The sequence below is a fragment of the Methylophaga lonarensis MPL genome (assembly GCF_000349205.1).
In the GTDB taxonomy this organism is placed as follows: domain Bacteria; phylum Pseudomonadota; class Gammaproteobacteria; order Nitrosococcales; family Methylophagaceae; genus Methylophaga; species Methylophaga lonarensis.
Map to the genome: position 1 here is coordinate 23,445 of NZ_APHR01000004.1, position 26,721 is coordinate 50,165.

The following is a 26,721-nucleotide window of genomic DNA, read 5'->3' on the forward strand; positions in this document are numbered from 1 at the left end:
CTGAAATCCTTTGCAGTGCCAGCCAGCAGGCTGTTTTGAGCTGTTCGCCGCTGAATCTGTCCAGAATCGTCTCCTATAAATCCACCGATCTGATCGTGTCGTGAATGTTGATCGCTGTTGACGCCTTCATAACAATGGCATAGCTGACTTTTTCGAACACCCGGAACACCATCGCAATACCTGCGTGCTCTTCTGGCAATGTCACCATCGCATTTCGCTCCTGGCTTACGGTGTCGCGAATGGTCTCACCACGTTTGTAGACCGAGAAAACATGACCGGTTTCAAGCCCCTCGCGCGCACCACGATTCAGCACAATAATCTGATACTGCCCTATCTGCGATACGCCATCGACCACTGAGATAATGCTGCCGCTGATATCCTGTTCCGGTCTGCGCGGGAAGAAGGTCAGATCGAAACTGTCATCATCCGCCTCCAGCAAGCGGTCACCCACCATGACTTCCCGAGTGGTTTTAACCAATTGCAATGTTGAGGGATCACCGGCCCTGGTCACCGCACCCTCTCCGGCATAAATAGCCTCGTAGCCTAATAGTTCACCGGTATCTGGGTCCTTGTAGGCATCCCCAGGCCTGAAAATACTGAACATTTCACTGTCGTAGGCATCGGTTCCACGCGCGTAGATAGTATCGCCGGCACCGGTGACGATTCGTTCATCTGCTGTAGCAACTACATAAGGAGCCAGCTCAACCAACTCTTCACCAACCACGCGCGGCTTACTCAGGAACGGGCCAATCAGAGACAGCGGGATAGCCGGGATTGCGGCTTCAGGTGTGATATCCCTGACTTGCGGTGACATGCGATACGCCGGCAGACCTCTGGACAATTCCAGTACTGGTCGGCCATCACGCCACACCAGTGTCAATTCATCGCCGGGGTAAATAAGATGTGGGTTTTCTACCTGTGGATTGGCAGACCAGATGTCCGGCCAGTGCCAGGGGTGCTTCAAAAACTTCCCTGAAATGTCCCAGAGTGTGTCACCTTTCTGGACGACATAGCGTTCCGGGTGATTCGGGTTCAGCTCTACGTTGTTGGCAATCAGCGGAAAACTCAGTGTCAACAACAACAGGCTCAGACAAAGGCGACGAATCATAGTTTGGTCCTCATGAAGTCAGGCTATCCGGGTCCTGACATAGTAGACAAGCAACGCTGTTAGTGTGGTATAAGCGATAACACATATCAAGCGATGTGCATAATAAAAACACTGACCCATCAACATGGCAAGGTTTGGAGTTTCGGCAGCAGACTCTGTGCTGCTCCAGGCTTGCAGATAAATCGAGAGTTTGCCCATGAAGAATATGTCCCGAATTGCACTTATGACACTGATCGGCCTGAATGCTCAGGCTGTCATCGCGGAAGGTGACATCTCGGCAGGAAAAGCCGGATCGGCCATTTGCGCAACATGTCACGGCGCCAACGGCATCGCCACCATGCCTATCTATCCCAATCTTGCGGGACAGAATTACGAATATCTGGTCTCTGCATTGACCGCCTACCGGGACAAGCAGCGTCACGGCCAAATGGCCATGATTATGCAAATGCAGGCGAGCAATCTCAGTGATGAAGATATTCGCAACCTGTCTGCATTCTATTCAAGCCTCAAGCCAGAATGATCTGTTCATCACTGATGATTTATCATGTGCATTAACGCAGAGCAGCATCCGTTGACGATACATCACTGCTGGCAGTGATGGCTATCAAAGATCAACAGACCTTATAATACAAAAACTCTGGGCCTTGAAACGAGGTCTGAGTAGTGTTTTTTGATAAATGGTATCTGCATGGCACTGATGAACATTTTGCACTTTCCTGACCCCAGACTGCGTAACATTGCCCAGCCTGTTGATGAGGTTAACGACGACATACGTCAGCTCGCGGCGGATATGCTGGAAACCATGTATGCGGCACCCGGCATCGGCCTGGCGGCAATTCAGGTGAACGTCGAAAAGCGGGTGATCGTCATTGATATCTCAGAAGACCAGAGTCAACCACTGACCTTGATCAACCCGGAAATCGTTGCCGCCGAGGGCGAGCGTGAGTATCAGGAAGGCTGCCTTTCCGTACCCGAAGCCTATGAGGTCGTTAGCCGTGCTGACACAATTCGGGTCAAGGCGCTGGATTTACAAGGTGAAGTACAGGAGTTTGAAGCCGAAGGCTTGCTGGCAACCTGTATCCAGCACGAAATTGATCACCTCGATGGAAAACTGTTTGTCGACTATCTGAGCAACCTCAAGCGTCAGCGCATCAAAAAACGTCTGGAAAAACACCAAAAACAGAAGCTTTGAACCCAGCCCTCCTCTCCAGCCGCGAACCTTGCCCGACAATTCCATACAAGCGCGCTGGATAAGGCTGTTGTAGAATAGCCACAACATCTCATTTGCACCGACCTGGACAAGCAAAGCGGCTAATGATCGATCAACAGACCTGGGGACTTTAATGCGCATCATCTTCGCGGGCACACCAGAATTTGCCGCGTCATCACTACAAGCTTTACTGGACACAGAACATGAGATCTGCGCCGTTTATACTCAGCCTGATCGTCCGGCAGGTCGGGGGCGGAAACTGACGCCCAGCCCGGTCAAGCAACTAGCGCTGCAACATCAAATTACCGTTGAACAGCCGGAAAACTTCAAAAACGAGCAAGACCGGCAACGGCTTGAGCACTATCAGGCCGATGTCATGATCGTGGTTGCTTATGGCCTGTTACTGCCACAGCGCATACTTGATGCGCCCAAACACGGCTGCATTAATGTGCACGCCTCCTTATTACCACGCTGGCGCGGTGCCGCGCCCATCCAACGGGCCATTCTTGCCGGTGATAAAGAAACCGGCGTTTGCATTATGCAGATGGAAGCAGGGCTGGATACCGGTCCCGTGCTGGCCGAAGTACGATGCGCTATCGCAGACACTGAAACAGCCGCCAGCCTTCATGATCGACTGGCAGAGCTGGGAGCCAACACTCTGGTTGAGGCATTGACTGATTTGCCTGCCCGGCAACGCAATGCTCAAGTTCAGGACGATGCCAATACCACCTACGCCAGTAAGCTCGACAAAAGCGAAGCCCTAATCGACTGGCAAAAATCAGCCGCTGAAATTGACCGTCAAATACGAGCCTTCAACCCTTGGCCGGTGTCTTTTACCCAATGGAAAGAACAGCCATTGAGGATTTGGCAGGCCAGTCTTGTGACCGGCAATTCTCAGTCCAGCGCTGGCACGGTGTTGTCTGTGACCAAACAAGGCATCGATGTGGCGACCGGCAATGGCATCATTCGCCTGCAACTACTGCAAGCTCCGGGCAAAAAAGCCATGTCCGTCGCAGACTTCATCAATGCCAATCGCATTGAGGTAGGCGAGACACTTGGCTAGCCCATCCAAAACACTTTGCACTCGCAGTATGGCTGCTCGAATTATCACGGCAGTCAGTCGAGACAAACATTCGCTGACGGCTGAGCTTGGTCGCTCACTGCCGCTGCTGGAAGATAAGCAACGCAGCCTCTGCCAGCAATTATCCTATGGCGTCATCCGCCACTACAGCACGCTGGACTACCTGAGCCAGCAATTACTCAGCAAGCCCTTGAAAGCCAAAGATCAGGATTTGAAAAATCTGCTGCTATGCGGTTTGTTTGAGCTGATGCACATGAGAACGCCGCCTCACGCGGTACTCTCCGAAACCGTCAATGCCAGCAAAAAACTTGGCAAACAATGGGCCAGCGGCATGATCAACGCTTGCTTACGAGCCTATCAACGTCGTGCAGATAGCTTGAATCAAGATCTCGCCTGCGATAATGAGGCAAGCAGCGCACATCCTGCCTGGCTGCTCGAACAACTTTCACATGACTGGCCAAGTCGCTGCAGCGACATCATCGAAGCCAATAATCAGGCTGCGCCCATGATGCTTCGGGTCAACCGGCAAAAATGCAGTCGAGATGACTACTTAAACAAACTTGTGCAGGCCGACATCCCGGCGCAAGCGCTGAATAGCTGTCCAGATGGTATTTTGCTTGACCAGGCAGTGGATGTGTATCAGTTACCTGGCTTTGAAGCTGGTGAAGTCTCGGTTCAGGATGGCGCCGCTCAGCACGTAGTCCGACTGATGCAGCTTGAGCCCGGACTGCGAATACTTGATGCCTGTGCAGCACCGGGAGGCAAAAGCTGTCACATGCTTGAGCATAAAGCCGATATCCAGCTACTGGCCATGGACCTGGACGCAAGCCGCTTGAAACAGATTTCTGAGAATGCCTCACGCCTGAATTTGGAAATTTCACTGCTGTGCGCAGATGCCAGCCAGCCAGAAAGCTGGTGGGATGGGCAATTATTCGACCGCATCCTGTTGGACGCACCTTGCTCTGGAACTGGCGTCATTCGCCGTCATCCAGATATCAAGCTGCTGCGTCGACCAGAGGATATTGCGCAGTTAGCGCTCAGACAACAACAACTACTGGACGCACTCTGGCCTTTAGTTCGAGCCGGTGGCATGATGATCTACACGACCTGTTCAGTCATGAAACAGGAAAATGAGCAGCAGATCGAAGCCTTTTTACAACGCCACCATGACGCAACAGAGCTTCAGATTGCTGATGCGCCCGCGCATCGCACACACGTTGGTTATCAACGTCTGCCAGGCGATGACGTAATGGACGGATTCTATTATGCATGTCTTCAGCGTAGTTAAACTGACCCGCAAGTTGCTGCTCATGCTGGCACTCTGCTGGTCTGTGCCAGCAGTTGCAGAAACATTTAGGGTTGAACATGCAGATGTTCGCAAGGTCGGCAATGGCCATATCCTCAATGCTTCCATCAGTTACCCGCTGACTCCTCGGGTCCTCGAAGCATTGGAACATGGTGTGCCAATCACATTTTTCCAGGAAATTCAGTTAATCAATGAAATCCCTGTGCTCGGACCACTCTGGCAATGGAACCGGAAAGTGTGGCGTACTGAGCTGGTTTACGAGCTGCGCTTCCATCAACTCTCCAGACAATATGTGTTAACGGCAGTCAGCACACAGAAGTTTCAAACCTTTCCGACCATCGAAGAAGCACTGGCATCAATGGGCCGAATCAATGCCCTGACTCTGCCGCCTGAGATACTGCTCAAACACAATCGACTTCAGCTCAGACTGCGAAGCGGTCTGGATTTACATGCCCTGCCCACCCCCATGCGACCAGGTGCACTGTTGTCGACCAAATGGCAGCTCACCAGCCCCTGGACAGAAGCCAAATGGTACTGAAGCTTATTCGCCGACTCAGTACCGGCACAGCGCCATACTTTTATCTCGCTATCTCATTGCTGGTGCTGGCCTGGTTACTCACCACCGCCACAGAAGACAGCTCGGCACTCAATGACCTGTTTCTGGTGATTTTTGGCGTTGGCCTGCTGTGTCTTGTGTTGCTGGCAGGAATACTGATTCGCAGCCTGTATCGTTTATTTCGTGATTTCAGACACAACGAACCCGGCTCAAGACTGACCACTCGACTGGTCAGTCTGTTTGTCATGCTGATACTGGGCGCCACCACTATCGTCTATGGCTTCTCTTTGCATTTTCTGCACCGAGGAATCAACAGCTGGTTTGATGTGAATGTTGAGCAAGCACTTACTGACTCGCTTGAACTTAGCCGGGCTGCCTTTGGCATTAGAATGCGAACCTTGCTCCGGCAGACAAGAATGATGGCAGGCGTATTGTCAGAAATTCCCGATGAAAACCTCGGTCACAACCTGCGCGAGCTGATCAAACTCAGTGGCGCACTCGAAGTGAGCATCTGGACCATTGATGGTCAGCTGGTGATGTCCAGCGTAGAGAGCCCGATGATCATGGTGCCGGAACGGCCGAGTGAGTCCATCCTCAGACAGCTGCAAACCCAGGAAGACTACATCGGCATGGATCCAGGGGAAAAAGATGAGCTTCAATTGCGCGCTGCGGTGCTCATTCCAACAGCGACACCGCTCAGGGAACAGCGACTTTTGCATGTCATGTTCCCGGTCAATCGTAATCTGAGCATTCTAGGAAAAACCGTTCAGGATGCCTACACCGACTATCGGGAAATCAGCTATCTGCGCAAACCGCTGATCACCATTTTTTCATTGACGCTGAGCCTTATCGTGTTTCTGACCATCCTGGCGTCATTATGGTTTGCTGTGTGGATTTCCAGAAGAATTGTGCAACCTTTGCAATCACTGGCAGAAGGCACCCAGGCAGTAGCCTCCGGCAACTACAATATGAAACTTGATGTTGCCAGTCATGATGAAATTGGTTTTCTGGTCCGATCCTTCAACCAGATGACCGAACGGCTGACCCAGGCCAGAAACGCTTCACAACGCAGTCATCGTTTGCTTGAGCAACAAACCAGTTATCTGACTACTGTGCTGGGTAGTTTATCGACCGGCGTGGTAACTATTGATAACGAAAACTATCTGCGCACAGCCAATGTTGCGAGTAACAAGATTCTCGGCGTCAATTTGCAGCAAAAACTGGAAAGCCCGCTATCGGAACTGGCTCAACTGAACGATAACCTTCAAGTCTTCTGTCAGCTGATAGAGGAACTTTCAAAGCGAAATTCTGGCTGGCAACAACAGGTCGATTTAACACAAGCCAAAGGCCGCCAAACCTTGATGTTACATGGTACCCCCCTGCCTGCCGGCAGTGGCTGGGTGATTGTGTTCGATGATATCACCGCATTGCTGCAAGCACAGCGTCATGCAGCATGGGGTGAGGTAGCTCGTCGTCTGGCACATGAAATCAAAAACCCGCTCACACCCATTCAATTGTCTGCCGAGCGGCTACAGCATAAATACCAGCCGCTGGTTCCCGAAGATCAGGTGCCAGCATTAAGCAAGCTGACCAACACCATCATTCATCAGGTGGAAGCCATGAAAATCATGGTGGATGAATTTTCCGAATATGCTCGCAGCCCGGCCTTGCAGCTGCAAACGCACTCCATCGGCGAACTGATTCGTGAAGTGCTGGCAATGTATCAGAGCAACCCTAACCATCAGTTTGTTGTATTGAACAGCCCGAGTGATATAAGGGCAAAAATTGATAGTAACCGCTTCAGACAAGTGCTGCACAATCTGCTCAAGAATGCCATCGAGGCCAGTGAAGAAGCCGGACAGGAAGTCGATATCGTCATCAGCTACCATGCAGTTGAGCAAGACCACCGGCGCTGGCTGGAAATCATCGTGACCGATCAGGGTCCCGGTTTTCCGAGCGATATGGCAGACAAATTATTCGAACCCTATACCACCACCAAACTCAAAGGCACAGGCCTCGGGCTGGCCATTGTTCGCAAGATCATTGAAGAACATGGTGGTGACGTCTGGGCAGAAAACCTGCAGCCCGAAGGTGCCAGTATTATAATTCGCCTGCCTCTGGAGGAGTCAGAATCGTGATCACCGAAAAACCGTTAATTCTTGTTGTCGATGATGAACCGGATATTCGCGAGCTAATCAAGGACATTCTTGAGGATGAAAACTACCGCGTTGTCACGGCAGAAGACGGCCAGCAAGCGCGGCAACAGTTCAGCCAGATCACGCCACAATTGGTGTTGCTTGATATCTGGATGCCCGATGTTGATGGCATCAGCCTGCTTAAGGAGTTCAAGGAACAGCGTGCGTCGGTGACTATCTTGATGATGTCAGGACACGGCACCATTGAAACTGCTGTTGAAGCCACCAGACTGGGTGCCAGTGACTTTATCGAAAAACCGTTGTCCATGGCCAAACTGCTTCGCGCAGTTGAACAGGCGCTGGAAAATCAGGCGAAACAATCGGCACTCCAGCATGAACAGGCCATCACCCCTGTCGGCAAAAGTGCCAGTATCAATTTGCTGCGCGAACAGGCGGAACGGGTTGCCGGTCACGGAATGCCAATCCTACTGATTGGCGAAGGCGGCACCGGCAAACATTGCTTTGCCCGCTACCTGCATCGGCTTGGCAATTATGCCAATGGACGATTTATCGAACTCAGCCCGGAAAGCTTTCCACTGGACAGCCTGAAACTGACTTCGCTGGCCCAGAGCAACTGTGTTTTCATCAATGATGTAGGACTGCTCAGCGATGAGGCCCAATCACTGCTGTCACATCTGCTGGAGAGCGGCCAAATGAACAGCTGTCAACTGATCTGTGCCAATGAGCATTCGTTGGAGCGGGCCATTCTGCATGGTGAGTTTGCCGAGGGACTGCTGTATCAGCTCAACAGCATCACACTGAACCTTCCCGCGTTACGCGATCATGTCGAAGATATTCCCGAGCTGGTTCACTTCTTTGTTGATCTGCAAACCACACAAGCCGGATTGCCCTACCGTCGCTTCACGGTCGCGGCACAAAATCGTCTACGCAATTATCCCTGGCCGGGTAATGTACTGGAACTGAAAAACATTATTCAGCGATTGCTGTTACTCGAAGAAACCGATGATATAGACGTCGAGCAAATCGATGCGGCACTTCAGGAAAATTCCACTATCGCAGCGCAGGAGGACGGCAAGATCAATTTTGATCTGCCGCTCCGAGAAGCGCGTGAGCAATTCGAACGGCTCTATTTGCTGCACAAATTGCAGGAGACCGATGGCAATGTTGGCAAGGCTGCCAAACTTGCCGGTATGGAACGCACCCACCTGTATCGTAAAATGCGATCGCTGGGTATCGACATCAAGCAGTCATAGGATAGACCATGAAAATTCTGATTCTGGGTGCAGGTCAAGTGGGCTCATCCGTCGCCGCGACGCTGGCACGTGAGGATGACGATATCACGCTGGTCGACAGCGATCCCATCAATCTGATGAAGTTGCAGGATCACTACGATATTAGAACCATTCAAGGGCATGCCTCGCATCCCGATGTACTTGCTCGAGCCGGTGCAGAGGACGCCGATTTGATTCTGGCTGTCACCAATAGTGACGAAACCAACATGATTGCCTGTCAAATCTGCCATACCCTCTACAGCACTCCGACCAAGATCGCCCGAATCCGCACCACCGAATATCTGAGTAAGCCCGAACTGTTCAACAATGAAGCCATTGCTATCGATGTGCTGATAAGCCCCGAACAGATTGTTACTGACTACATAGAACGCCTGATCAGCCATCCCAATGCGCTGCAGGTTCTTGATTTTGCTGAAGGTAAAGTGCAACTGGTTGCAGTCCGCGCGTTTCATGGCGGCCCACTGGTGGGCAACCCACTACGGGAAATTCGCGAACACATCCCCAAAACCGACACCCGTGTTGCGGCGATCTTTCGCAACGGCAAGGCCATAAATCCGACCGCCGACACGGTAATCGAAACAGATGACGAAGTGTTCTTTATTGCCGCCAGCAATGACATCAGAAAAGTCATGGCCGAACTGCGAAAACTTGATAAGCCCTACAAACGAATCATGTTGGCAGGTGGCGGTAACATTGGCGTCAGGCTGGCCAAGGCCCTGGAACACGATTATCAGATAAAACTGATCGAGGCCAACCCTGAACGTGCCGAATTTCTCTCTGAGCAACTGACCAACAGTATTGTTCTGCTTGGGGATGTCGCTAACGAGGAATTACTGCTCGAGGAAGAAATCGAAAAAGTCGATTTGTTCTGCGCACTAACCAACGATGATGAAGCCAACATTCTCTCTGCCATGCTGGCCAAGCGACTTGGAGCTCGCAAGGTGTTGTCACTGATCAACCGGGCGGCCTATGTGGATCTGGTTGAAAGTGGCACCATCGACATCGCCCTGTCTCCACAGCAAGCCACCATTGGCAGTTTGCTGGCACATATTCGTCGAGGCGATATTGTCGCGGTTCACTCGCTGCGACGCGGCGCAGCAGAAGCACTGGAAGCCATCGCCCATGGCGACAAAAGCTCGTCCATGGTGGTTGGCAAACGCATTGACGAAATTGATTTGCCGCCTGGCACCACTATCGGCGCTATCGTCCGTGGCGATGATGTGTTGATTGCACATCGCGATACGGTTATTGAGGCCGAAGATCATGTCATCCTGTTTTTGATCAACAAACGGCATATTCGTGAGGTCGAACGACTATTCCAGGTGGGTTTCAATTTTTTCTGATGACTGACTCTCTCAAACATCATTTTCTGATAGCCATGCCGGCCCTGGCCGACTCGTTTTTTTATCGATCAGTGGTTTACCTCTGTGAACACGACGATGATGGGGCGATGGGCCTGATCATCAACCGTCCAACCAAAATCATGCTGACAGAACTGTTGCGACATCTTGAAATCGATAACGACTCTGAAGCGAAAATGAGCACCCCGGTGTTGTTCGGTGGGCCGGTACAAAAGGAACAAGGCATGGTGTTGCATGGCGGTCCAGCCGATTGGCGTAACACCATGGAGATAGATCAAGGCATTTATCTGACCACCTCCAGTGAAATTCTGCCCACGCTGGGTACAAAGTCAGGCCCTGAACGCTTTATGGTCACGCTGGGTTACGCGGGTTGGGGAGCGGGTCAATTAGAACAGGAACTGGCTGACAACAGTTGGCTGACCGTGCCTGCCACCACAGAGATACTTTTTGAAACACCGGCCGATCAGCGCTGGCACGCTGCCGCAAAACTACTGGGTATCAACATTGATCTGATTTCTGCCAGCAGTGGTCATGCTTGATGAGTCAGGCTCGCACGCTATTGGGGTTTGATTTCGGGATGAAAAATATCGGCGTCGCGGTTGGCCAGGAATTAACACGCACCGCCAGCCCACTGACGGCCCTGAAAGCCAGAGATGGCATTCCAGACTGGGCCATGCTGGAAAAACTGGTTCAGGAGTGGCAGCCACAGCTACTGGTCGTCGGCCTACCGTTGAACATGGATGGCAGCGAACAAGCGATGACAGCCGCCGCGCGCAAGTTTGGCCGCCGCATGCAAGAACGCTTCAAAATTGCCGTGGATTGGCAAGATGAGCGACTGACCACTTTCGAAGCACTGGAACATATGGGAATTCGCGATAAAATGGCGAGCAAACAACGCAGTGATGTTGACCGTTTATCAGCACAAATCATTCTTCAATCATGGCTGGATCGACAATGAACATTCCAAGCACCCACGCAGAAATTGACGCGCTTTTGGACCAGATGGCCGATAGCATTCGGTCACAACTGGCAGGACGACAGCCACTTTTAATCGGTATTCATACCGGCGGCGTATGGGTGGCAAAAGCCCTGGCGCAGAGGCTTGGCGAAGATTTTTTTGATGGCCCACTGGGCACGCTGAACATCGCTTACTATCGTGATGATTTCACCCGAATCGGCATGCACCCGCAGGTTACGCCCTCAGACTTGCCATTCTCGGTCGATGACCGACATCTGCTGCTGGTGGATGACGTGTTTTACAGCGGCCGCACCACCCGCGCCGCACTCAATGAGATTTTTGATTATGGCCGCCCCGCCAGTGTCACACTGGCAGTACTGGTTGAACGAGATGGCCGACAACTACCAATTCGACCTGACATTGCCGGCATTTCAATCGAGTTACCGGAAAAGCAGCAAATCAAACTGCACAATACCGGTGGATTACACCTGAAACTGAAATCCACCGAGGCAGAAAATGCAGAGTAACCAGCTGACAGAGCAAGGACAACTGCGCCACTTTCTGACCATTGAAGGCCTGAAAAAACCGATGCTGACCGAAATCATGGATCGGGCTGAACAATTTTCCGGCATTACCCAGCGTCAGGTGAAAAAAGTCCCGCTGCTGCGAGGCAAAACCATCATCAATCTGTTTTTTGAAAACAGTACCCGAACCCGGTCAACCTTCGAACTGGCTGCAAAGCGACTGTCAGCGGATGTGATGAACTTCAACATCAGCACCTCGGCCACCTCCAAAGGCGAAAGCCTGCTCGACACCCTGCACAATCTGGAAGCCATGCATACCGATATGTTTGTGGTGCGCCACGACCAAAGCGGAGCTGCCGAATTTATTGCCCAGCATGTCGCACCTCATGTCAGTGTTATCAATGCCGGCGATGGCTGTCATGCCCACCCGACACAAGCCATGCTGGATATGTTTACCATTCGTCGGCACAAACCCGAGTTTCATAATCTTCGTGTCGCCATCGTCGGTGACATTTTGCATTCACGTGTTGCCCGCTCACAAATTCAGGCCTTGTCGATTCTTGGCGTCGGTGAAATTCGAGTCATCGGCCCTCAGACGCTACTGCCACGTGACTGCCAGACGCTCGGCGTGCATGTCTATCACGACATGGATCAGGGACTGAAAGATGTCGATGTGGTGATCATGCTGCGTTTGCAATTAGAACGAATGAAAGGCGCACTGATCCCCAGCGCACGTGAATACTATCGCTGCTACGGCCTGAGCCCCGAAAAACTGCGATTGGCAAAACCCGACGCCATCGTGATGCATCCGGGCCCGATTAACCGGGGTGTCGAGATCGCCTCTGCGGTTGCCGATGGTCCGCAATCAGTCATTCTGGAACAGGTCACACATGGCATCGCTATTCGTATGGCGGTGATGTCGATGGCCCTGGGTGCACAACAACAAGAGACAGACACATGAAAATCCGCATCAGTAACGGACGCGTCATCGACCCGGCCAGTCAACTTGATAATGGTCTGGATGTGTTTATCGACGATAGCAAAATTGTCGCCATCGCCGAGCAGATGAGTGATTTTCATGCCGATATGACCATTGATGCCAGTGGCATGATTGTCTGCCCCGGCCTTGTGGATTTGAGCGCCAGACTCCGTGAACCCGGTCAGGAACACACCGCAACCATACATAGCGAAACGCTTGCTGCTGCTGCAGGCGGCATCACCACATTATGCGTACCGCCAGATACCGATCCAGTGATTGATACTGCCGCCGTTGTTGAGTTGATCGAAGATCGCGCCAAAAAAGCCGGTCGCACCATGGTGCTGACCATCGGCGCACTGACCCAAAAATTACAAGGAGAGCTGCTGGCTGAAATGGCGGCACTGAAAGCTGCCGGCTGTATCGGCGTCAGTAACGGACTGTCGGTCATCAAAAACAGTGTGGTACTCAAGCGTGCCATGGAATATGCGGCCTCACTGGATTTGACGGTATTCATCAACCCTGCCGATCCGTGGCTGCAATCCGGTGGCTGTGTCCACGAAGGCACCGTCAGTACTCGCCTGGGCCTTGCCGGCATTCCCGAAAGTGCTGAAACCATTGCAGTCAGTCGTGACTTGATTCTGATTGAGCAAACCGGAGTACGCGCTCACTTCCACAGTTTGTCCAGCGGGAAAGCGGTACGACTTATTCGAGAGGCACAGAGTCGCGGATTGCCTGTCACCGCGGATGTAAGTGCACATCACCTGCATTTGTGTGAGCACGACCTTGGCAACTACGACAGCCTCAGTCACGTACTGCCGCCACTGCGCAGCCTTAGAGATCGCGAGCAGTTACAACAAGGCCTCCGGGAAGGCGTAATTAACGCCATCTCATCGCATCATCAACCGCTTGATAATGATGCCAAGCTGGGACCGTTTGCCGAAACGCAACCCGGTATCTCTGGCTTGGAAACGCTGCTGCCACTGACCATGAAACTGGTCGAAGATGACGAACTGCCGCTGATCGATGCCTTGGCAGCCATCACCTGTCGGCCAGCAGAAATCCTCGGACTAGAGGCTGGCCAACTCAAAGTTGGCAGCCTGGCTGATATTTGCATCATCGATCCAGAGTCCCAGTTCGAATGTCAGCCGCGCCAGTTTCTCAGCGCCGGCAAAAACAGTCCGTTTTCAGGCTGGCTGTTCAGTCATCAGGTCTGTCACACCTTGTTTGAAGGCAAACTGGTCTATCAACGCAACTAAATCAACATTCCTCAGGGAGTATAAGCATGCAGGTATTCAAAAAAACGGGCTTGGCCCTCACCGCAGCCATCTTCTCTATTGGCCTGATGGCCTGCAGTCCTGAGGTAGGTAGTGAAAAGTGGTGTGAGCAATTGCAAGACAAAAGCAAGGCTGACTGGACAGCCAATGAAGCCAAGGATTTTGCCAAACACTGCCTGCTTTGATGTTGTGCGACCACTACTATGCGCTGGATTTTGATGGTGTTATTTGCGACAGCGCCATCGAAACCGGCATTAGTGGCTGGAAAGCGGCGGTCAGCCTGTGGCCTGATTTACCTGCTCAAATGCCTGAACATATCTTGTCCATGTTCAGGCAGGTCAGGCCGGCAATGGAAACCGGCTATGAAGCGATTTTAATCTGTCGGGCACTCTACAACGGCACCCCCGTTGAACAACTGCTGGAGTTCTTTGCGGACACCATGCAGCAGATGTTATCGGAGTCTGATTGTGATATTACGCAACTGAAAACGGTGTTTGCAGCCATCCGCGATCATTGGATCAGCGATGATTTCGACGGCTGGTTGGCCAACAACCCTCTCTATCCGGGTATCAAAGAGCTATTACTCAGCATCCCTCAGCAGCAACTGTTCATTGTCACCACCAAGCAGGAACGCTTTGTCAGCGCCATTTTGTCTGCAAATGGCATCACGCTTGATGACCGCCATATCTTTGGTCTGGAAAAACAGCTGAGAAAGCCGTTGATACTCCAACAGTTACAAGCGTTCTGCCAGCCCAAGCCCCTGATATTTGTCGAAGACAGGGTAAACACGCTGTATGAAGTTATTGAAGATGGCACGCTCAATACTGTGCAACTCGGTCTGGCTGTTTGGGGTTACAACACACCAAAAGATAGACAAATGGCACAACAACACTGCCGTGTAAGAATACTGGCCAAACCTGAAGACATCATTTTGTCATAAGACTCATGTATCAACAGACCGTCATCAGGAACTTTACCCGGGCAAATCCCTCTCAAGCAGTCGATGTCATTCACAATTCGTGGCCAGGCGGCGAAGCCAAATCTTAAGCGCATGAAATTTACTGTCAAAACACCCTTGTTGGTTTTGCTGTTAATCACACTTGCAGCATGCGAACGCGAGTCCAGTCCGACCACAACACAGCCCAGACCTCATCTGGTTGAAGTGGTCGAGGCTCAGCGCATTGATCTGTCAGTACGACGTGAACGAACCGGCACACTCAGAGCCATTCAGGAAATACAGATTTTCACCCAGGAAGAAGGTCAGATCACCGAACTGCCATTTTTTGAAGGTGACAGGGTCAAACGAGGCGAGGTCATAGCCAAACTTGATGATCGACTGCTGCGTGCTCAACTGAATCGAGCATTGGCTTTACAGAAAAAGTCCGAGACTGACCTTAATCGCATTCGTGATTTGGTTGAGCGCAGATTGACCACTGCCGCTGAACTTACGCAGATAGAGACCGACCTGGCGATTGCTCAGGCCGATGTCGCTGCACTGGAAACCCGTCTGGGATTTCTGACGCTGAGATCGCCCATTGATGGTGTCGTCACCGAACGGCGCAGCGAACCTGGCAATATTGCCGATCGATATGCCCACATAATGACGCTTGCTGATCAGCAAACTTTGATCACTGAAGTCCGACTATCAGAACTTTTACTGAATCACTTGTCCGTTGGCGATACCGTAGAGCTCTACATTGATGCCCTTCGCACGGGCTCTGCGGCTCAGACACCCTTGTATGGCGAGATTAGTCGCATCTATCCAGATATCGATCCAATGACCCGCACCGGCACCGTGGAGATTGCCCTGCATCCGGTACCGCTGGGTGCCAGAGCGGGTCAGTTTGTACGCGTTATTCTTCAAACCCAGCGCTCGGAAAGGTTATTAATTCCTTTCATCGCTTTGCGTCGTTCCACTGCCCATCCCTATGTTTTCATCATTGACGATGACAACCGAGCGCAAACACGCGCCGTGCAAACCGGTCTGGAAATCGGTGATCAAATTGAGATCCTTGAGGGCCTTGAACCGGGTGAGCGACTGGTCATACGTGGCTTCACCAACCTCAGAGACAATCAGCAGGTGACCATTGTCGGCAGCGCCAGCAATGGTTCGAACCGATGAACATAAAAGGGGGCGGCCTCGCCGCCTGGTCGATTAAGCACCCCATTGGCGTCAGCATGATTGCCGCCTCGGTGATTGTGCTCGGCCTGGCGGTACTGAGCCGACTGGCGATTGATTTATTGCCACAAATCATCTATCCGGATATTCGAATTCGTATTCTTGAGCCGGGCGTGCCCGCCACAGTGATGGAGGACCGCGTCACCAGACTCATTGAGGAGCAGCTGGCCATCACTGAAGGGGCCATCAATGTCAAATCGGCCACCGATTTGGGCCTGGTGGAAATTGATATCGACTTTGGCTATGACAAGGATATTGATATTGCCTTGCGCGATGCCAGCACCCGGTTGGATCGAGCCCGTTCACAGCTTCCCTCTTCCATTTCTCTGCTGGAAATCTTCAAACGCGACCCCTCACAAATTCCGGTCACCGAGTTTGTTGTCAGCTCAGATCTGATGAGCATTGTTGATCTGCGCACCTGGACCGATGATGTGCTCAGTAAATGGTTTATCAATCTACCCGGCGTAGCAGCAGCTGAAATTGGCGGTGGTGTCGAGCGTGAGATTCAGGTGATTCCTGATCAACAGCGACTGGCGGCACTGGGTCTGAGTTATCGAGATATTGTGCAGGCCATAGATGGTGCCAATGAGGATATTGCCATCGGACGACTTCAAATGCCTGGCAGTGAAATTACGGGCCGTATTGCCGGACGCCTTTCAACCGTCGAGGCCATTCGTCAGCTGCCGGTAAGCCGGACTGACAACAACATCATTTTGCTGCAGGAAGTGGCAAAAGTGGTTGACTCAAGCGAGGATGAGAGAGTCCTGATTCGGGCCGATGGTGTCAGCGGCATCAAAATGGCGATTCAGAAGCAGCCTGAAGCAAACACCACCGCGGTGGTTCAGTCTGTTATGCAACAACTGGACTGGCTCATCTCACAAAATGTCATTCCACAAGGCATCGAAGTCACCGCCGTGACTGACCAATCCATCTACATCAAACAATCCCTGCAAAATGCCGCCTCTGCTGCTCTGGGTGGGGCGGTGCTGGCGATGCTGGTGGTGTATCTGTTCCTCGGCAATCTCCGTCGTACCTTAATTATTGGCAGTGCGATTCCGATAGCGATGATGTTTACCTTTATCCTGCTCGGTGCCGGTGGCCTGACCCTCAATATCATGACCTTGGGAGGCTTGGCGCTGGGCGTCGGCTTATTGGTCGATAATACGATTGTCATGTTGGAAAATATCTACCGACATCAGTGCCAGCATGAAAAGCCGCTTGAGGCCGGCACCCATGCCGCTGCAGAGGTCAATGGCCCGATAGTCGCTTCGACCTCGACCAACCTTGCTGCTATTTTGCCGTTTCTGTTTATCGGTGGATTAACCGGCTTACTGTTCAGCGAGCTGATCTTCACCATCTCATCAGCCATCTTTGCCTCAATGGTGATCGCGCTGACATTGGTGCCTGCCTATGCGGCGAAAGTCACTGAAATAGGCAGCAACCCCATTCGACGTGGTGTTGATGCCGTTGTCGAACTTCTGCAACGCGGCTATGGCAAGCTGATTCGACTGTTATTGAAAATCAAACTACTGGTCATCGCCTTGTTTATTACCGGATTTGCCGTAATGTTGCCCGTTTTCACCAGCGGCAATCAGATTTTGCTACCCAACATTGATGATGGCCGGGTGGAAATGCGCATGACTTCGGATGCAGGTGTTTCTGTAGAAGAAATGGATGCCAATGTGCAGCGCATTGAACAAATCATTGCCGCCAAATCCGAAACAGACACCATTTTCACTTTGGTGGGCGGCACGGTTTTTGGCCGCTCTCAACGTGAAGAACCCAGCCGGGCACAAATGACCGTGCAATTAGTGCCCCTGTCACAACGTGATGTCAGAACGCCGGAATGGATTCGGGAATTACGCAAAGAAATTAATGATTTGCAGATACCCGGACTCAGGGTATTTGTGTTTCAACGCGGTATTCGCGGACTAAGAACTCACAGTGGCGATGAAGACATCAGCCTCAGACTGCAAGGTGAAGATTTGCTGGTGATGAAGCAGATAGCCGATGAAATTGCCGACAAGATGCGACAAATCCCCTTGCTGGAGAATGTTGAACACTCGGCTGAAGATGAACGCTTTGAACTATCCATCAATCTCAATCGAATCCGTGCCGAATCACTCGGCCTGTCGATGTCCGATCTGGCCGAAGCTGCTCAAATTGCGCTGCAAGGTCGCGTCATCAGTGACTTCCAGCAGGGTAACCGCACCTACAATATCAGGCTACGTTTGCCACAGGAGGAAATCAATTCACCACAGGCACTGCAATCGGTGATTCTGTTCCCGGCGGGCAATGATGGCATGCCCGTGTATCTTGGAGACGTTGCTGAAATTGAGTTACTGGCCACCCCATCCAGAATTCGCCGGGAAAACCAGATGCGTATTGTCGAACTTTCTGCAGCACTGGCGGCCGAGGCGACATTGGGAGAAGCATTGATTCAGCTTGATGAATGCGTCAGTCACTGGATCTGCCAGCAGGCTATACACTCTACGATGGCGGTCAGCGCGAGGCACTGGAACAACAACAAAGACAGAACATGCTGTTGCTCGGTCTGGCGTTATTTTTGGTGCTGGTGGTGATGGCCATTCAGTATGAATCACTGCTCAACCCGATCATTATTCTGCTCAGTGTGCCGTTTGCTGCAATCGGCGTGGCAATGGGGGTGTACTGGTTGAATTTGCCACTCTCCATGCCAATCTGGCTGGGCACAATCATGCTGGTCGGCATAGTGGTCAACAACGCCATTTTACTGGTCAACTACATAGAGCTTGAACGGTTAAAAACCGCCAATCTGACCGAAGCAATTATTGCTGCCGTTCGTTTAAGGCTGCGTCCCATCCTGATGACAACACTGAGTACCGTCATGGGAATGCTGCCGCTGGCGATTGGTTTTGGTGAAGGATCGGAGATGCTGCAACCACTGGCGATCGCCGTGGTATGGGGACTAAGCTTTTCGATGCTGGTGAGTTTGATGCTGGTACCGCTGGTCTATCATCTGTTTCATGCCATTAAAGACAGAAACAATCCAAAGGTCATCATCGGTTGAGTTGTGGAGAAAAATGGCGGAGCGGACGGGACTCGAACCCGCGACCTCCGGCGTGACAGGCCAGCATTCTAACCAACTGAACTACCGCTCCGCTGTATCTCCCTTTCGCCCGAATGGCGCGAAAGAAGCGTGCAATATACAGCAAAAAATTTAAAGGTGTTAGCGCTATTTAATAAAAAACCCGCCGAGCGCTTGGCCGGGCGGGTTTTTTGTCTGACAGGGCCGCTATTTACATGGCATCGGCAACTGCCAGCGCTTGCCTGACCAGTCGACCAGCCGCGCCGCGTGCACCAGCATTGCGAATCTCTTCGATGTTAACAGGGTTACCGACGATAATCGCACCGCCCATCGCTGAACCAAAATGAGGTGTGCACTTGTACACATAAATACCTTCCTGGGTAAAGGTACGGCTGTAATTCTGGCTCATTTCTGAATGCCAGTGTGCTGCACCTTCTGGGATCAACCCCTCCAGTGATTGAGTATCATGGGTCGGCATATTCACCCAGGAAACGGTATCGCCTGGCTGAATGGTAACGACTACTGGGTTGAATACCAGTGCTTCTGCCGTCACCACATGTGTTTGCGCTTGTGCAGTTGTCGCAGCAGGCGCGATTTGTTCTTCAGTGGTTGCCGCCAGCTCTTCGACCAGTTGATCTGCCTGCTCACGCCCTTCGGCAGCTTGTTGAGCTGCGGCATCAATAGCCGCCTGAGCAATATCAGTCACATCTTCTGTCGATTCCACAGCGGCTTCGGTGGCCTGTTCCACGACTTCTGTTGCCGAATCCACCACCTCTTCTTCAACAACGCTTTCCATAGCTTGTTGTTCTTCTGCAATCAGTTGCTCAAGCGCTTCATCGGTCAAGGCTTCAGTGTCTTCTGCCGGTGCTACTTGCTGTACCTGACGTGGCGCCACTTCCCGATAGGCATCATTGGTTCCGAAGAAAACGCTCGAAACAGCAACCAACACAAACAGGGCAACTGCAACCATGATTACAGCGGTAATCGTTGCTTTGGATTTAAACATAGGGTCTCCTTAAACACTTCTGAACTTCATCAGAAATAATAGCATCATTGGGTAAGATATCCTCGACTGAATAGGGAAAATCTATGCGATAATGATCTCTGTCAATAAACGCAGGGCGCAGGCCCGGCGTTCCTCTGTTGTTACAGCTTGCCGATCCTGCTTGTTAGCCGACACAGGCAACAATTCGGCTGACTTTCTGTTGGAATCTCTATGACATTCTCAAACCTGAGCCTTGCTGATCCGATTTTGCGTGCACTGGAAAAAGCAGGCTACACAACGCCATCACCCATTCAGCAAGCGGTGATTCCAGAGATACTCGCCGGCAAGGATGTGATGGCCGCCGCCCAAACGGGTACAGGCAAAACCGCCGGATTCACACTGCCTATTCTTCAACGGCTCAGCCTTGGACAAAAAGCCGGCCCCAACCAGGCACGCTGTCTGATTCTGACCCCAACACGTGAACTGGCGGCACAGGTCGGCGAGAGCGTTACCAACTATGGACAGTTTTTGCCTCTTCGCAGTGCTGTGGTGTTTGGTGGCGTAAGCATCAATCCACAAATGATGAAGCTGCGAAAAGGTATTGATGTGCTGGTGGCCACCCCGGGAAGGCTACTGGATTTATATCGCCAGAATGCTGTGCGCTTCAATCATCTGGAAGTGCTGGTATTAGACGAAGCGGATCGGATGCTCGATATGGGCTTTATTCACGATATCCGCAAGATCCAGGCCCTGTTGCCCGGCAAACGACAAAACCTGCTGTTTTCAGCCACTTTCTCAACTGAGATTCGCGAACTGGCCAGAAGATTCATGCATCAGCCAGTGGAAATTTCGGTCAGCCCGGCCAATACCACCGCAACCTCAGTGAAACAATGGATTTTCCCGGTTGATAAAAAGCAAAAGCCGGCACTGCTGACTCACCTGATTGCTGAAAATAACTGGCATCAGGTGCTGGTATTCAGCAGAACCAAACATGGCGCCAACAAACTGAGCCAGCACCTGGATCAGCAAGGTATCAACGCCGCAGCAATTCACGGCAACAAGAGCCAGAATGCCCGCACCAAAGCACTGGCAGATTTCAAAGCGGGCAAAATACAGGTTCTGGTTGCCACCGATATCGCGGCTCGCGGGCTGGATATCGATCAACTGCCACATGTGATTAATGTCGATCTGCCAAATGTGCCGGAAGACTATGTGCACCGCATCGGGCGCACCGGCCGTGCGGGTGCCAACGGTGAAGCCATCTCACTGGTCAGTGCTGATGAAATTGATCAACTCAATGCCATCGAGCGCTTAATTGGCAAACAGTTACCACGCGAGTATGAGCCGGGCTTTGAACCGGTGCATGAATTACCTGCATCCAAATCACCGACCCAAGCTGTCAAAAAGAAACGGCCTCGCACACAGCATCATGACGGTCAACGCTCCGAAACCGCACAAGGCAAAAAAAATCACCAACGCACACGACCACAAACACCTGCATCCGGCGACAAACCTTCCTCACTTGCCAGGAGGCGCCGTAGACCGCGCAACCGCAACTCAGCATGAGCCTGCCGGGTTTGATAACCCCCCCCCCTAAAACTGGCTGGCAGCATTTATTCCCGAAAAATCGGGAAAAATTCCCATAATAGGAATTTTTCCTATACGCTTTGGCGGCTAATTTCAGATAAGTTGTGTTCAATAATCTGACGATGGAGACACCATGAAACCGACGCCAAAGCTACTCAGTACAATTATCCTGACTTCACTGATGGGGAGCAGCGCTATCGGCCTGGCTGATGAAACCGTGAGTTCAGAGGACATTGCAGGCAGTCCGCTTGACGTAGGTGTTATGACCGTTGTTGGTGTGTTACCAGATAATCTGGAAAGTGTCTCCGGCTCCTACCAAATCATCGACTCAGAGTACCTCGAAGATCGGCGTCCACTTTCTATCAAGGAAACCCTGCATACCGTGCCCGGCTTGAACGTTGTACCTGACGGCAGCATGAGTTTCGATCTTAACCTCGGTATTCGTGGCCTCAACCCAAGACGCAGTTCCAAGGCCATGATCATGGAAGATGGCATGCCACTCCAACTGGCTCCGTATGTGGATCCCGTCAATCATTTCGCACCGCACCCTGCGATCATCGACCGGGTTGAAGTAATTAAAGGTGCCGGTCAAATTTTACATGGCCCACAAACGCTTGGCGGCGCAGTTAACTTCATCACCAGACCCGTTCCCAGAAACGGAGAAGTCGAAGGGTCTGTGACTTCCAGCTTTGGCAACCAGAGTTATCGCTTCCTGCATGGGAATGTCGGCTGGGGCAATGACATCGGCGGTATCATGCTTGATGCGACACAACGTAGAGGCGATGGTATTTTCCGAGGCGCCGAATACGACATCAAGGAATACCGGATTAAAGGTGAACTGGACATTACCGATCGGCAGACGGTGATGATGAAGTACACTTACACCGATGATGATCGCAATCAGACCGAGGACTATCTGACGCGTGATGAGTATGCACAGAATAAATTCAGACACCGGACAGCCAAGTTCGACAGGTTCGAGCAAGAACGCCACAGCGTCCAGCTAAAGCATCTGTTTGACGTCAATGATCAATTCCGACTGACATCTCAGGCGTATTACAACGATATTTTCAGACAAGGCACGCGCTATAGCCGCGCAGGAAACGTGGTCGATGATGGTAATGGCAATCTGGTTTCCACCTATCAAAGCTGTAATGGTCTGAGACGACAAGTTGCTCTGACTGATGAAGATCCGGCAAATTGCGGTGCCAGACTCGCACCTCGCCAATATTACACCTGGGGTGCGGAAACACGCGCCGACTTTGCACACAACCTGTTTGGTCTTGAAAATGAGACGATTGCCGGGCTTCGTTATCACGAAGACACCGCCGTCAGAAAAGAGAGCTGGGCCAGAACACGTGCTGAAGTGAGAGACTTTAACGCCGCCTACGAAGAAAATCTGTTCGGCAGGAATTCGCACTGGACCTTGCGCGCCAGAGCTATCTCCTACTATGCCCAAAACACGACCTTTGTCGGTGACTGGGCGATTACTCCGGGATTCAGGGTGGAAAGACTGCGTAGCAGCTTCGACGACAACCTCAACAACACTCGAACCAGCCGTAGTCAGACAGAATTTCTACCCAGCTTTGGCGTCGCCTGGTCAGGCATCGACAATACCACCGTATTTGCAGGTGTTCACAAAGGCTTGTCACCGGCTCGCGCCAACCGCGAATCCATCGGTGTTTCGGCCAAACCAGAAAAAAGCACCATGTACGAGTTGGGCCTGAGAAGCAATTATCTGACAGGTGTATATTTCGAAGCCACCCTGTTCCATGCTCGCAACAAAGATACCCTGGCTGATGATGATGGTGATTTCTTCAATATCGGCAAGAGCGAAAGAACAGGGATTGAAATCGCCAGCCGCATCAATTTCGGCGATATCATGGGGACGGCCAATAACTTCTATATCTCAGGTGCATGGACCCATGTTCCCTATGCCAAATACAAGGATGATGCTTTTGACATAGACGGTGATCCGATCACTAATCGTGGCAACCGTCTCGAATATGCGCCGCGTAACCTGGTCAATCTGGACTTTGGCTACGAACATATCAGTGGTGTGGACGCTCGTATCGGTTTACAACATGTCGGCAAACAAATGCCTGACTCGCTAAATCGTCGAGAGGAAGATGCGACAGGTCGTCGTGGCATTATTCCCAGCTACACGGTTTGGAATGCCACTGTTAACTATCGGGTACCAAATTCCGGTGTCACCTTGTTTGCCAGTGTAGAAAACCTGTTTGACAAGGAATATCTGGTCAGCCGTAACTCAGGAAAACTTCCTGGACGTGAGCGTTTATTCCTCGGTGGTATCACCTACGACTTTTAAAGGATTTTCAAGCAATTGCGAACGGAGTTTCCGTTCGCAATTGCTCCATCCTTCACCATTTCCCACAAATAAATTATTCCGCAAAGCTCGTAAAATTCACCAACAACTTGTTGTAAAACCACCACGACTGTTGCATTTCAGCAACGTTCTGAAAGTGTTCCCGGCCATAAAACAAGCCACATCAAAGGCTGACGATGAAGTTTCCCGTATTTTTAAGGATTTTTTCCTATTTTTACCGGGAAAAAGTTTCGTTACTCTGCTCCAGCTTTCTAAATTCAGGAGTAGAGAATGAAACTAAAACTAATCAGCACAGCCGTGGCATCCGCGCTGATGCTGTCGCCCACCTGGGTTCACGCAGAGGAAGATGTCATCGATACCGGCACCATGACCGTGACCGGCATTCTGCCGGACCGTCTTGAAGCCGTTCCCGGCTCATTCCAGATTATTGATTCGGAATATCTTGAAGACCGCCGTCCAATTTCCATTAACGAAGCATTGCGCACCGTTCCTGGTGTCAACGTAGTCTCTGATGGCAGCATGAGCCTGGACGTGAATATTGGTATCCGTGGTCAAAATCCACGCCGCAGTGCCAAAACCATGATTATGGAAGACGGTATGCCGTTGCAGTTGGCACCCTATGTCGATCCTGTTGTTCACTACTCAACACCCTTCTCGGCAATTGATCGTATTGAAGTCATCAAAGGCGCTGGTCAGATCCTGTATGGCCCACAAACCTTGGGCGGTGCAATCAACTACGTCACGCGGCCCGTGCCACGTAATGGCGAAGTTGAAGGTTCTGTCACGTCTGCTTTTGGTAATCAGGGCTATCGTGGCCTGAGCGGCCGTGTCGGCTGGGGTAACGAGATCGGTGGCATCATGATCGAAGCCTCACAATTCAAAGGCGATGAAATTTTCCGTGGCAGTGAGTTTGACGTTCGCGATTACCGTATTACCGGTGAACTGTCTATTACCGACCGTCAAACAGTTCGTTTGAAATATAACTACACCGATGATGAGCGAAACCAGACTGAAAACTACCTGACTATTGACGAATACAATCGTAGCCGTTTCCGCCATCCGACTATCGAAAACGACAAGTGGGAACAAGAACGCCATGCCGTTCAGTTACAGCATATTTTTGAAGTCAATGACAGCTTCAAGTTAAGCTCACAAGCCTACTACACCGATACTTTCCGTAATGGTTTGCGTTCGAGCAACACCGGTCGGATTAATGCCGATGGGTTCAGTTCGTCTCGCCTTCGTTCATGCCCCGAAGCTGGTCCCGGCACAATCCTGGCCAGTGACGTTGACGATATCAGTATCTGTGGTGGACGTCATGCGCCTCGTCAGTACTACACCTGGGGTGTTGAAACCCGGGCTGACTTTGCCCATAACCTGTTCGGCCTAGATAACGATGCCATCATGGGTCTGCGTTATCACGAAGATACTGCGATTCGTAAACAAGTCTTTGCTGTAAACGCGGCAGAGCGTGAAAGCTACAGGCTTGCTTTGGCAAATCAGCCATACTCACATGAAACCCTCAAAGCAAGAGCACTCTCCTACTATGCACAAAACACCACGCATATTGGCGACTGGTCTCTGACACCTGGGTTCAGGGTTGAACGCATCAGCAGTAGTGACACTCAAAACCGCAACTCCGGCACCGGACTACCCGGCGAGCGTGGCACAGATAACGATACCGAGTTTCTGCCAAGCTTTGGTGTCGCCTGGAACGGTATTGCCAATACCACACTGTTTGCTGGTGTTCATAAAGGCATTTCGCCGGCTCGTGCCAACCGTGATTCAGATGTACAGTCTGATACCAGCCCAGAGAAGAGCACGCTGTTCGAAGTAGGGGTTCGCTCGAACTACTACACTGGCATCACAATGGAAGCGACGCTGTTCCATAACCGCATTAAAGACACCATAGTCGATTACGGTGACTTTTTTGCAAACGCTGGCAAAAGCCAACAAACCGGTCTTGAGCTGGCAGGTCGTGTGAATTTTGGCGAAATTTTCAATGCTGCAATAACTTCTATATTTCTGGTGCTTACACCTATATTCCTCAGGCCAAGTACAAGAGCACAGTACTGAGAGATGGTGGCGATGAAATCAATATCAGTGGCAACCGTATGCAGTACTCACCACGTAACCTGCTAAATATTGATTTTGGATATGAGCATATCAGCGGTGTTGATGCTCGTATCGGTGTTCAACATGTTGGTAAACAGTTTGTCGATGACATCAACACTCGTAATGAGTTGACTGATGGAGACAACCCAGATCGTCGTACCGGTGTTGCAGGCATCATTCCTAGCTACACCATCTGGAATGCCACTGTGAATTACCGTGTGCCTGACTCAGGTGTCACATTGTTCGCCAGCGTTGAGAACCTGTTTGACAAACGTTATCTGGCCAGCCGTAACGAAGGCAAACTGCCAGGTCGTGAGCGTCTGTTCTTTGGCGGCATTACCTACGACTTTTAATCACAGGATGTGAATCCGGAACTGGCCTTCGGGCCAGTGCCAATACTCTCAAAGCCCGCCAATGATTGGCGGGCATTTTTTTAACTGACATTTGTGCCACAACGTCATGTAAATCCGATGAGATTTTGGTTTTCCTGTAGGAGGCCTTGAGGGCCGAATATTCTCATTCGCGCCTGAAGGCGCTCCCACAATCATCTTATCTGCGTGAATCTGTGTAACCTGCGGATTGTTGTTCACAACTGAATAGACGGGCGGCGGCATCGATGTGAGGATATGGCTGTCT

The 26,721-nt window shown here is 51.4% G+C and carries 22 protein-coding genes, 1 tRNA gene and 1 pseudogene; 21 read left to right on the plus strand and 3 right to left on the minus strand.

What is annotated here, in order from left to right:
* Window positions 1–73 precede the first annotated feature (73 nt).
* Window positions 74–1,108, minus strand: a complete 1,035-nt coding sequence (locus MPL1_RS00730; protein WP_009725219.1) for a LysM peptidoglycan-binding domain-containing protein — start codon at window positions 1,106–1,108, stop codon at window positions 74–76.
* Between the two features lie 196 nt (window positions 1,109–1,304).
* On the opposite strand from MPL1_RS00730, the gene MPL1_RS00740 reads away from it, so the two are divergent.
* The 18 genes from MPL1_RS00740 to MPL1_RS14230 all read left to right on the plus strand — a co-directional run bounded on the left by MPL1_RS00740 (window position 1,305) and on the right by MPL1_RS14230 (window position 19,033).
* Window positions 1,305–1,628: a c-type cytochrome gene (locus tag MPL1_RS00740; protein WP_009725220.1), complete on the plus strand. Its 324-nt coding sequence runs from the start codon at window positions 1,305–1,307 to the stop codon at window positions 1,626–1,628.
* Between the two features lie 168 nt (window positions 1,629–1,796).
* Window positions 1,797–2,300, plus strand: coding sequence for a peptide deformylase (def, locus tag MPL1_RS00745; RefSeq protein WP_009725221.1), 504 nt, complete (start codon window positions 1,797–1,799; stop codon window positions 2,298–2,300).
* Between the two features lie 151 nt (window positions 2,301–2,451).
* Window positions 2,452–3,381, plus strand: coding sequence for a methionyl-tRNA formyltransferase (fmt, locus tag MPL1_RS00750; RefSeq protein ID WP_009725222.1), 930 nt, complete (start codon window positions 2,452–2,454; stop codon window positions 3,379–3,381).
* A gap of 28 nt (window positions 3,382–3,409) precedes the next feature.
* On the plus strand, window positions 3,410–4,687 hold the full coding sequence (gene rsmB / locus MPL1_RS00755; protein WP_009725223.1) for a 16S rRNA (cytosine(967)-C(5))-methyltransferase RsmB: 1,278 nt from the start codon (window positions 3,410–3,412) through the stop codon (window positions 4,685–4,687).
* Window positions 4,665–5,243, plus strand: coding sequence for a DUF4390 domain-containing protein (locus tag MPL1_RS00760; protein ID WP_009725224.1), 579 nt, complete (start codon window positions 4,665–4,667; stop codon window positions 5,241–5,243). Before rsmB ends, MPL1_RS00760 begins: the two co-directional genes overlap by 23 nt.
* On the plus strand, window positions 5,234–7,399 hold the full coding sequence (locus tag MPL1_RS00765) for a sensor histidine kinase (RefSeq protein ID WP_009725225.1): 2,166 nt from the start codon (window positions 5,234–5,236) through the stop codon (window positions 7,397–7,399). The genes MPL1_RS00760 and MPL1_RS00765 overlap by 10 nt, the downstream gene beginning before the upstream one ends.
* The gene (locus MPL1_RS00770; protein ID WP_009725226.1) at window positions 7,396–8,670 is read left to right on the plus strand and encodes a sigma-54-dependent transcriptional regulator; all 1,275 of its coding nucleotides are present in this window, start codon (window positions 7,396–7,398) and stop codon (window positions 8,668–8,670) included. Before MPL1_RS00765 ends, MPL1_RS00770 begins: the two co-directional genes overlap by 4 nt.
* An 8-nt stretch (window positions 8,671–8,678) precedes the next feature.
* Window positions 8,679–10,052 (plus strand): Trk system potassium transporter TrkA, encoded by a 1,374-nt coding sequence (gene trkA, locus MPL1_RS00775; protein WP_009725227.1) that lies wholly within the window; start codon window positions 8,679–8,681, stop codon window positions 10,050–10,052.
* Complete coding sequence (locus MPL1_RS00780; protein WP_009725228.1) at window positions 10,052–10,609, plus strand: YqgE/AlgH family protein; 558 nt, start codon at window positions 10,052–10,054, stop codon at window positions 10,607–10,609. The genes trkA and MPL1_RS00780 overlap by 1 nt, the downstream gene beginning before the upstream one ends.
* Window positions 10,609–11,028, plus strand: coding sequence for a Holliday junction resolvase RuvX (gene ruvX / locus MPL1_RS00785; RefSeq protein WP_009725229.1), 420 nt, complete (start codon window positions 10,609–10,611; stop codon window positions 11,026–11,028). Before MPL1_RS00780 ends, ruvX begins: the two co-directional genes overlap by 1 nt.
* The gene (gene pyrR, locus MPL1_RS00790; protein WP_009725230.1) at window positions 11,025–11,555 is read left to right on the plus strand and encodes a bifunctional pyr operon transcriptional regulator/uracil phosphoribosyltransferase PyrR; all 531 of its coding nucleotides are present in this window, start codon (window positions 11,025–11,027) and stop codon (window positions 11,553–11,555) included. Before ruvX ends, pyrR begins: the two co-directional genes overlap by 4 nt.
* A complete protein-coding gene (locus MPL1_RS00795; RefSeq protein ID WP_009725231.1) occupies window positions 11,545–12,513 on the plus strand; it encodes an aspartate carbamoyltransferase catalytic subunit in 969 nt (322 codons plus the stop codon). Before pyrR ends, MPL1_RS00795 begins: the two co-directional genes overlap by 11 nt.
* On the plus strand, window positions 12,510–13,787 hold the full coding sequence (locus MPL1_RS00800) for a dihydroorotase (protein WP_009725232.1): 1,278 nt from the start codon (window positions 12,510–12,512) through the stop codon (window positions 13,785–13,787). Before MPL1_RS00795 ends, MPL1_RS00800 begins: the two co-directional genes overlap by 4 nt.
* A 26-nt stretch (window positions 13,788–13,813) precedes the next feature.
* The gene (locus MPL1_RS13350) at window positions 13,814–13,990 is read left to right on the plus strand and encodes a DUF3012 domain-containing protein (protein WP_009725233.1); all 177 of its coding nucleotides are present in this window, start codon (window positions 13,814–13,816) and stop codon (window positions 13,988–13,990) included.
* Window positions 13,990–14,745: an HAD family hydrolase gene (locus tag MPL1_RS00805; protein WP_040576735.1), complete on the plus strand. Its 756-nt coding sequence runs from the start codon at window positions 13,990–13,992 to the stop codon at window positions 14,743–14,745. Before MPL1_RS13350 ends, MPL1_RS00805 begins: the two co-directional genes overlap by 1 nt.
* 111 nt (window positions 14,746–14,856) lie before the next feature.
* Entirely contained in the window at window positions 14,857–15,927 is a 1,071-nt protein-coding gene (locus MPL1_RS00810) for an efflux RND transporter periplasmic adaptor subunit (protein WP_040576739.1), read from the plus strand.
* A complete protein-coding gene (locus MPL1_RS00815) occupies window positions 15,924–18,566 on the plus strand; it encodes an efflux RND transporter permease subunit (protein ID WP_009725236.1) in 2,643 nt (880 codons plus the stop codon). The genes MPL1_RS00810 and MPL1_RS00815 overlap by 4 nt, the downstream gene beginning before the upstream one ends.
* The gene (locus MPL1_RS14230; RefSeq protein ID WP_268743737.1) at window positions 18,500–19,033 is read left to right on the plus strand and encodes an efflux RND transporter permease subunit; all 534 of its coding nucleotides are present in this window, start codon (window positions 18,500–18,502) and stop codon (window positions 19,031–19,033) included. Before MPL1_RS00815 ends, MPL1_RS14230 begins: the two co-directional genes overlap by 67 nt.
* A 14-nt stretch (window positions 19,034–19,047) precedes the next feature.
* Here MPL1_RS14230 and MPL1_RS00825 read toward each other — a convergent pair.
* Both MPL1_RS00825 and MPL1_RS00830 read right to left on the minus strand, forming a co-directional pair.
* Window positions 19,048–19,124: transfer RNA gene (locus tag MPL1_RS00825), tRNA-Asp, on the minus strand.
* A 138-nt stretch (window positions 19,125–19,262) separates the two neighbouring features.
* Window positions 19,263–20,057: a plastocyanin/azurin family copper-binding protein gene (locus tag MPL1_RS00830; protein ID WP_009725238.1), complete on the minus strand. Its 795-nt coding sequence runs from the start codon at window positions 20,055–20,057 to the stop codon at window positions 19,263–19,265.
* Window positions 20,058–20,267: 210 nt separating this feature from the next.
* On the opposite strand from MPL1_RS00830, the gene MPL1_RS00835 reads away from it, so the two are divergent.
* The 3 genes and pseudogenes from MPL1_RS00835 to MPL1_RS00845 all read left to right on the plus strand — a co-directional run bounded on the left by MPL1_RS00835 (window position 20,268) and on the right by MPL1_RS00845 (window position 26,438).
* A complete protein-coding gene (locus tag MPL1_RS00835) occupies window positions 20,268–21,602 on the plus strand; it encodes a DEAD/DEAH box helicase (RefSeq protein ID WP_009725239.1) in 1,335 nt (444 codons plus the stop codon).
* A gap of 154 nt (window positions 21,603–21,756) precedes the next feature.
* Window positions 21,757–23,952, plus strand: a complete 2,196-nt coding sequence (locus tag MPL1_RS00840; protein WP_009725240.1) for a TonB-dependent receptor family protein — start codon at window positions 21,757–21,759, stop codon at window positions 23,950–23,952.
* Between the two features lie 384 nt (window positions 23,953–24,336).
* Window positions 24,337–26,438 (plus strand): annotated as a pseudogene (locus MPL1_RS00845) (TonB-dependent receptor family protein).
* Window positions 26,439–26,721: the final 283 nt, after the last annotated feature.

What these genes read in the sequence shown, in the direction of transcription:
- ruvX (WP_009725229.1), top strand. Translation starts at nt 10,609, where the DNA reads ATGAGTCAGGCTCGCACGCTATTGGGGTTTGATTTCGGGATGAAAAAT.
- fmt (WP_009725222.1), top strand. Translation starts at nt 2,452, where the DNA reads ATGCGCATCATCTTCGCGGGCACACCAGAATTTGCCGCGTCATCACTA.
- rsmB (WP_009725223.1), top strand. Translation starts at nt 3,410, where the DNA reads ATGGCTGCTCGAATTATCACGGCAGTCAGTCGAGACAAACATTCGCTG.
- MPL1_RS00740 (WP_009725220.1), top strand. Translation starts at nt 1,305, where the DNA reads ATGAAGAATATGTCCCGAATTGCACTTATGACACTGATCGGCCTGAAT.
- MPL1_RS00800 (WP_009725232.1), top strand. Translation starts at nt 12,510, where the DNA reads ATGAAAATCCGCATCAGTAACGGACGCGTCATCGACCCGGCCAGTCAA.
- MPL1_RS00760 (WP_009725224.1), top strand. Translation starts at nt 4,665, where the DNA reads ATGCATGTCTTCAGCGTAGTTAAACTGACCCGCAAGTTGCTGCTCATG.
- MPL1_RS00805 (WP_040576735.1), top strand. Translation starts at nt 13,990, where the DNA reads ATGTTGTGCGACCACTACTATGCGCTGGATTTTGATGGTGTTATTTGC.
- pyrR (WP_009725230.1), top strand. Translation starts at nt 11,025, where the DNA reads ATGAACATTCCAAGCACCCACGCAGAAATTGACGCGCTTTTGGACCAG.
- MPL1_RS00810 (WP_040576739.1), top strand. Translation starts at nt 14,857, where the DNA reads ATGAAATTTACTGTCAAAACACCCTTGTTGGTTTTGCTGTTAATCACA.
- MPL1_RS00815 (WP_009725236.1), top strand. Translation starts at nt 15,924, where the DNA reads ATGAACATAAAAGGGGGCGGCCTCGCCGCCTGGTCGATTAAGCACCCC.
- def (WP_009725221.1), top strand. Translation starts at nt 1,797, where the DNA reads ATGGCACTGATGAACATTTTGCACTTTCCTGACCCCAGACTGCGTAAC.
- MPL1_RS00795 (WP_009725231.1), top strand. Translation starts at nt 11,545, where the DNA reads ATGCAGAGTAACCAGCTGACAGAGCAAGGACAACTGCGCCACTTTCTG.
- MPL1_RS00835 (WP_009725239.1), top strand. Translation starts at nt 20,268, where the DNA reads ATGACATTCTCAAACCTGAGCCTTGCTGATCCGATTTTGCGTGCACTG.
- trkA (WP_009725227.1), top strand. Translation starts at nt 8,679, where the DNA reads ATGAAAATTCTGATTCTGGGTGCAGGTCAAGTGGGCTCATCCGTCGCC.
- MPL1_RS00840 (WP_009725240.1), top strand. Translation starts at nt 21,757, where the DNA reads ATGAAACCGACGCCAAAGCTACTCAGTACAATTATCCTGACTTCACTG.
- MPL1_RS13350 (WP_009725233.1), top strand. Translation starts at nt 13,814, where the DNA reads ATGCAGGTATTCAAAAAAACGGGCTTGGCCCTCACCGCAGCCATCTTC.
- MPL1_RS00830 (WP_009725238.1), bottom strand. Translation starts at nt 20,057, where the DNA reads ATGTTTAAATCCAAAGCAACGATTACCGCTGTAATCATGGTTGCAGTT.
- MPL1_RS00780 (WP_009725228.1), top strand. Translation starts at nt 10,052, where the DNA reads ATGACTGACTCTCTCAAACATCATTTTCTGATAGCCATGCCGGCCCTG.
- MPL1_RS00765 (WP_009725225.1), top strand. Translation starts at nt 5,234, where the DNA reads ATGGTACTGAAGCTTATTCGCCGACTCAGTACCGGCACAGCGCCATAC.
- MPL1_RS00730 (WP_009725219.1), bottom strand. Translation starts at nt 1,108, where the DNA reads ATGATTCGTCGCCTTTGTCTGAGCCTGTTGTTGTTGACACTGAGTTTT.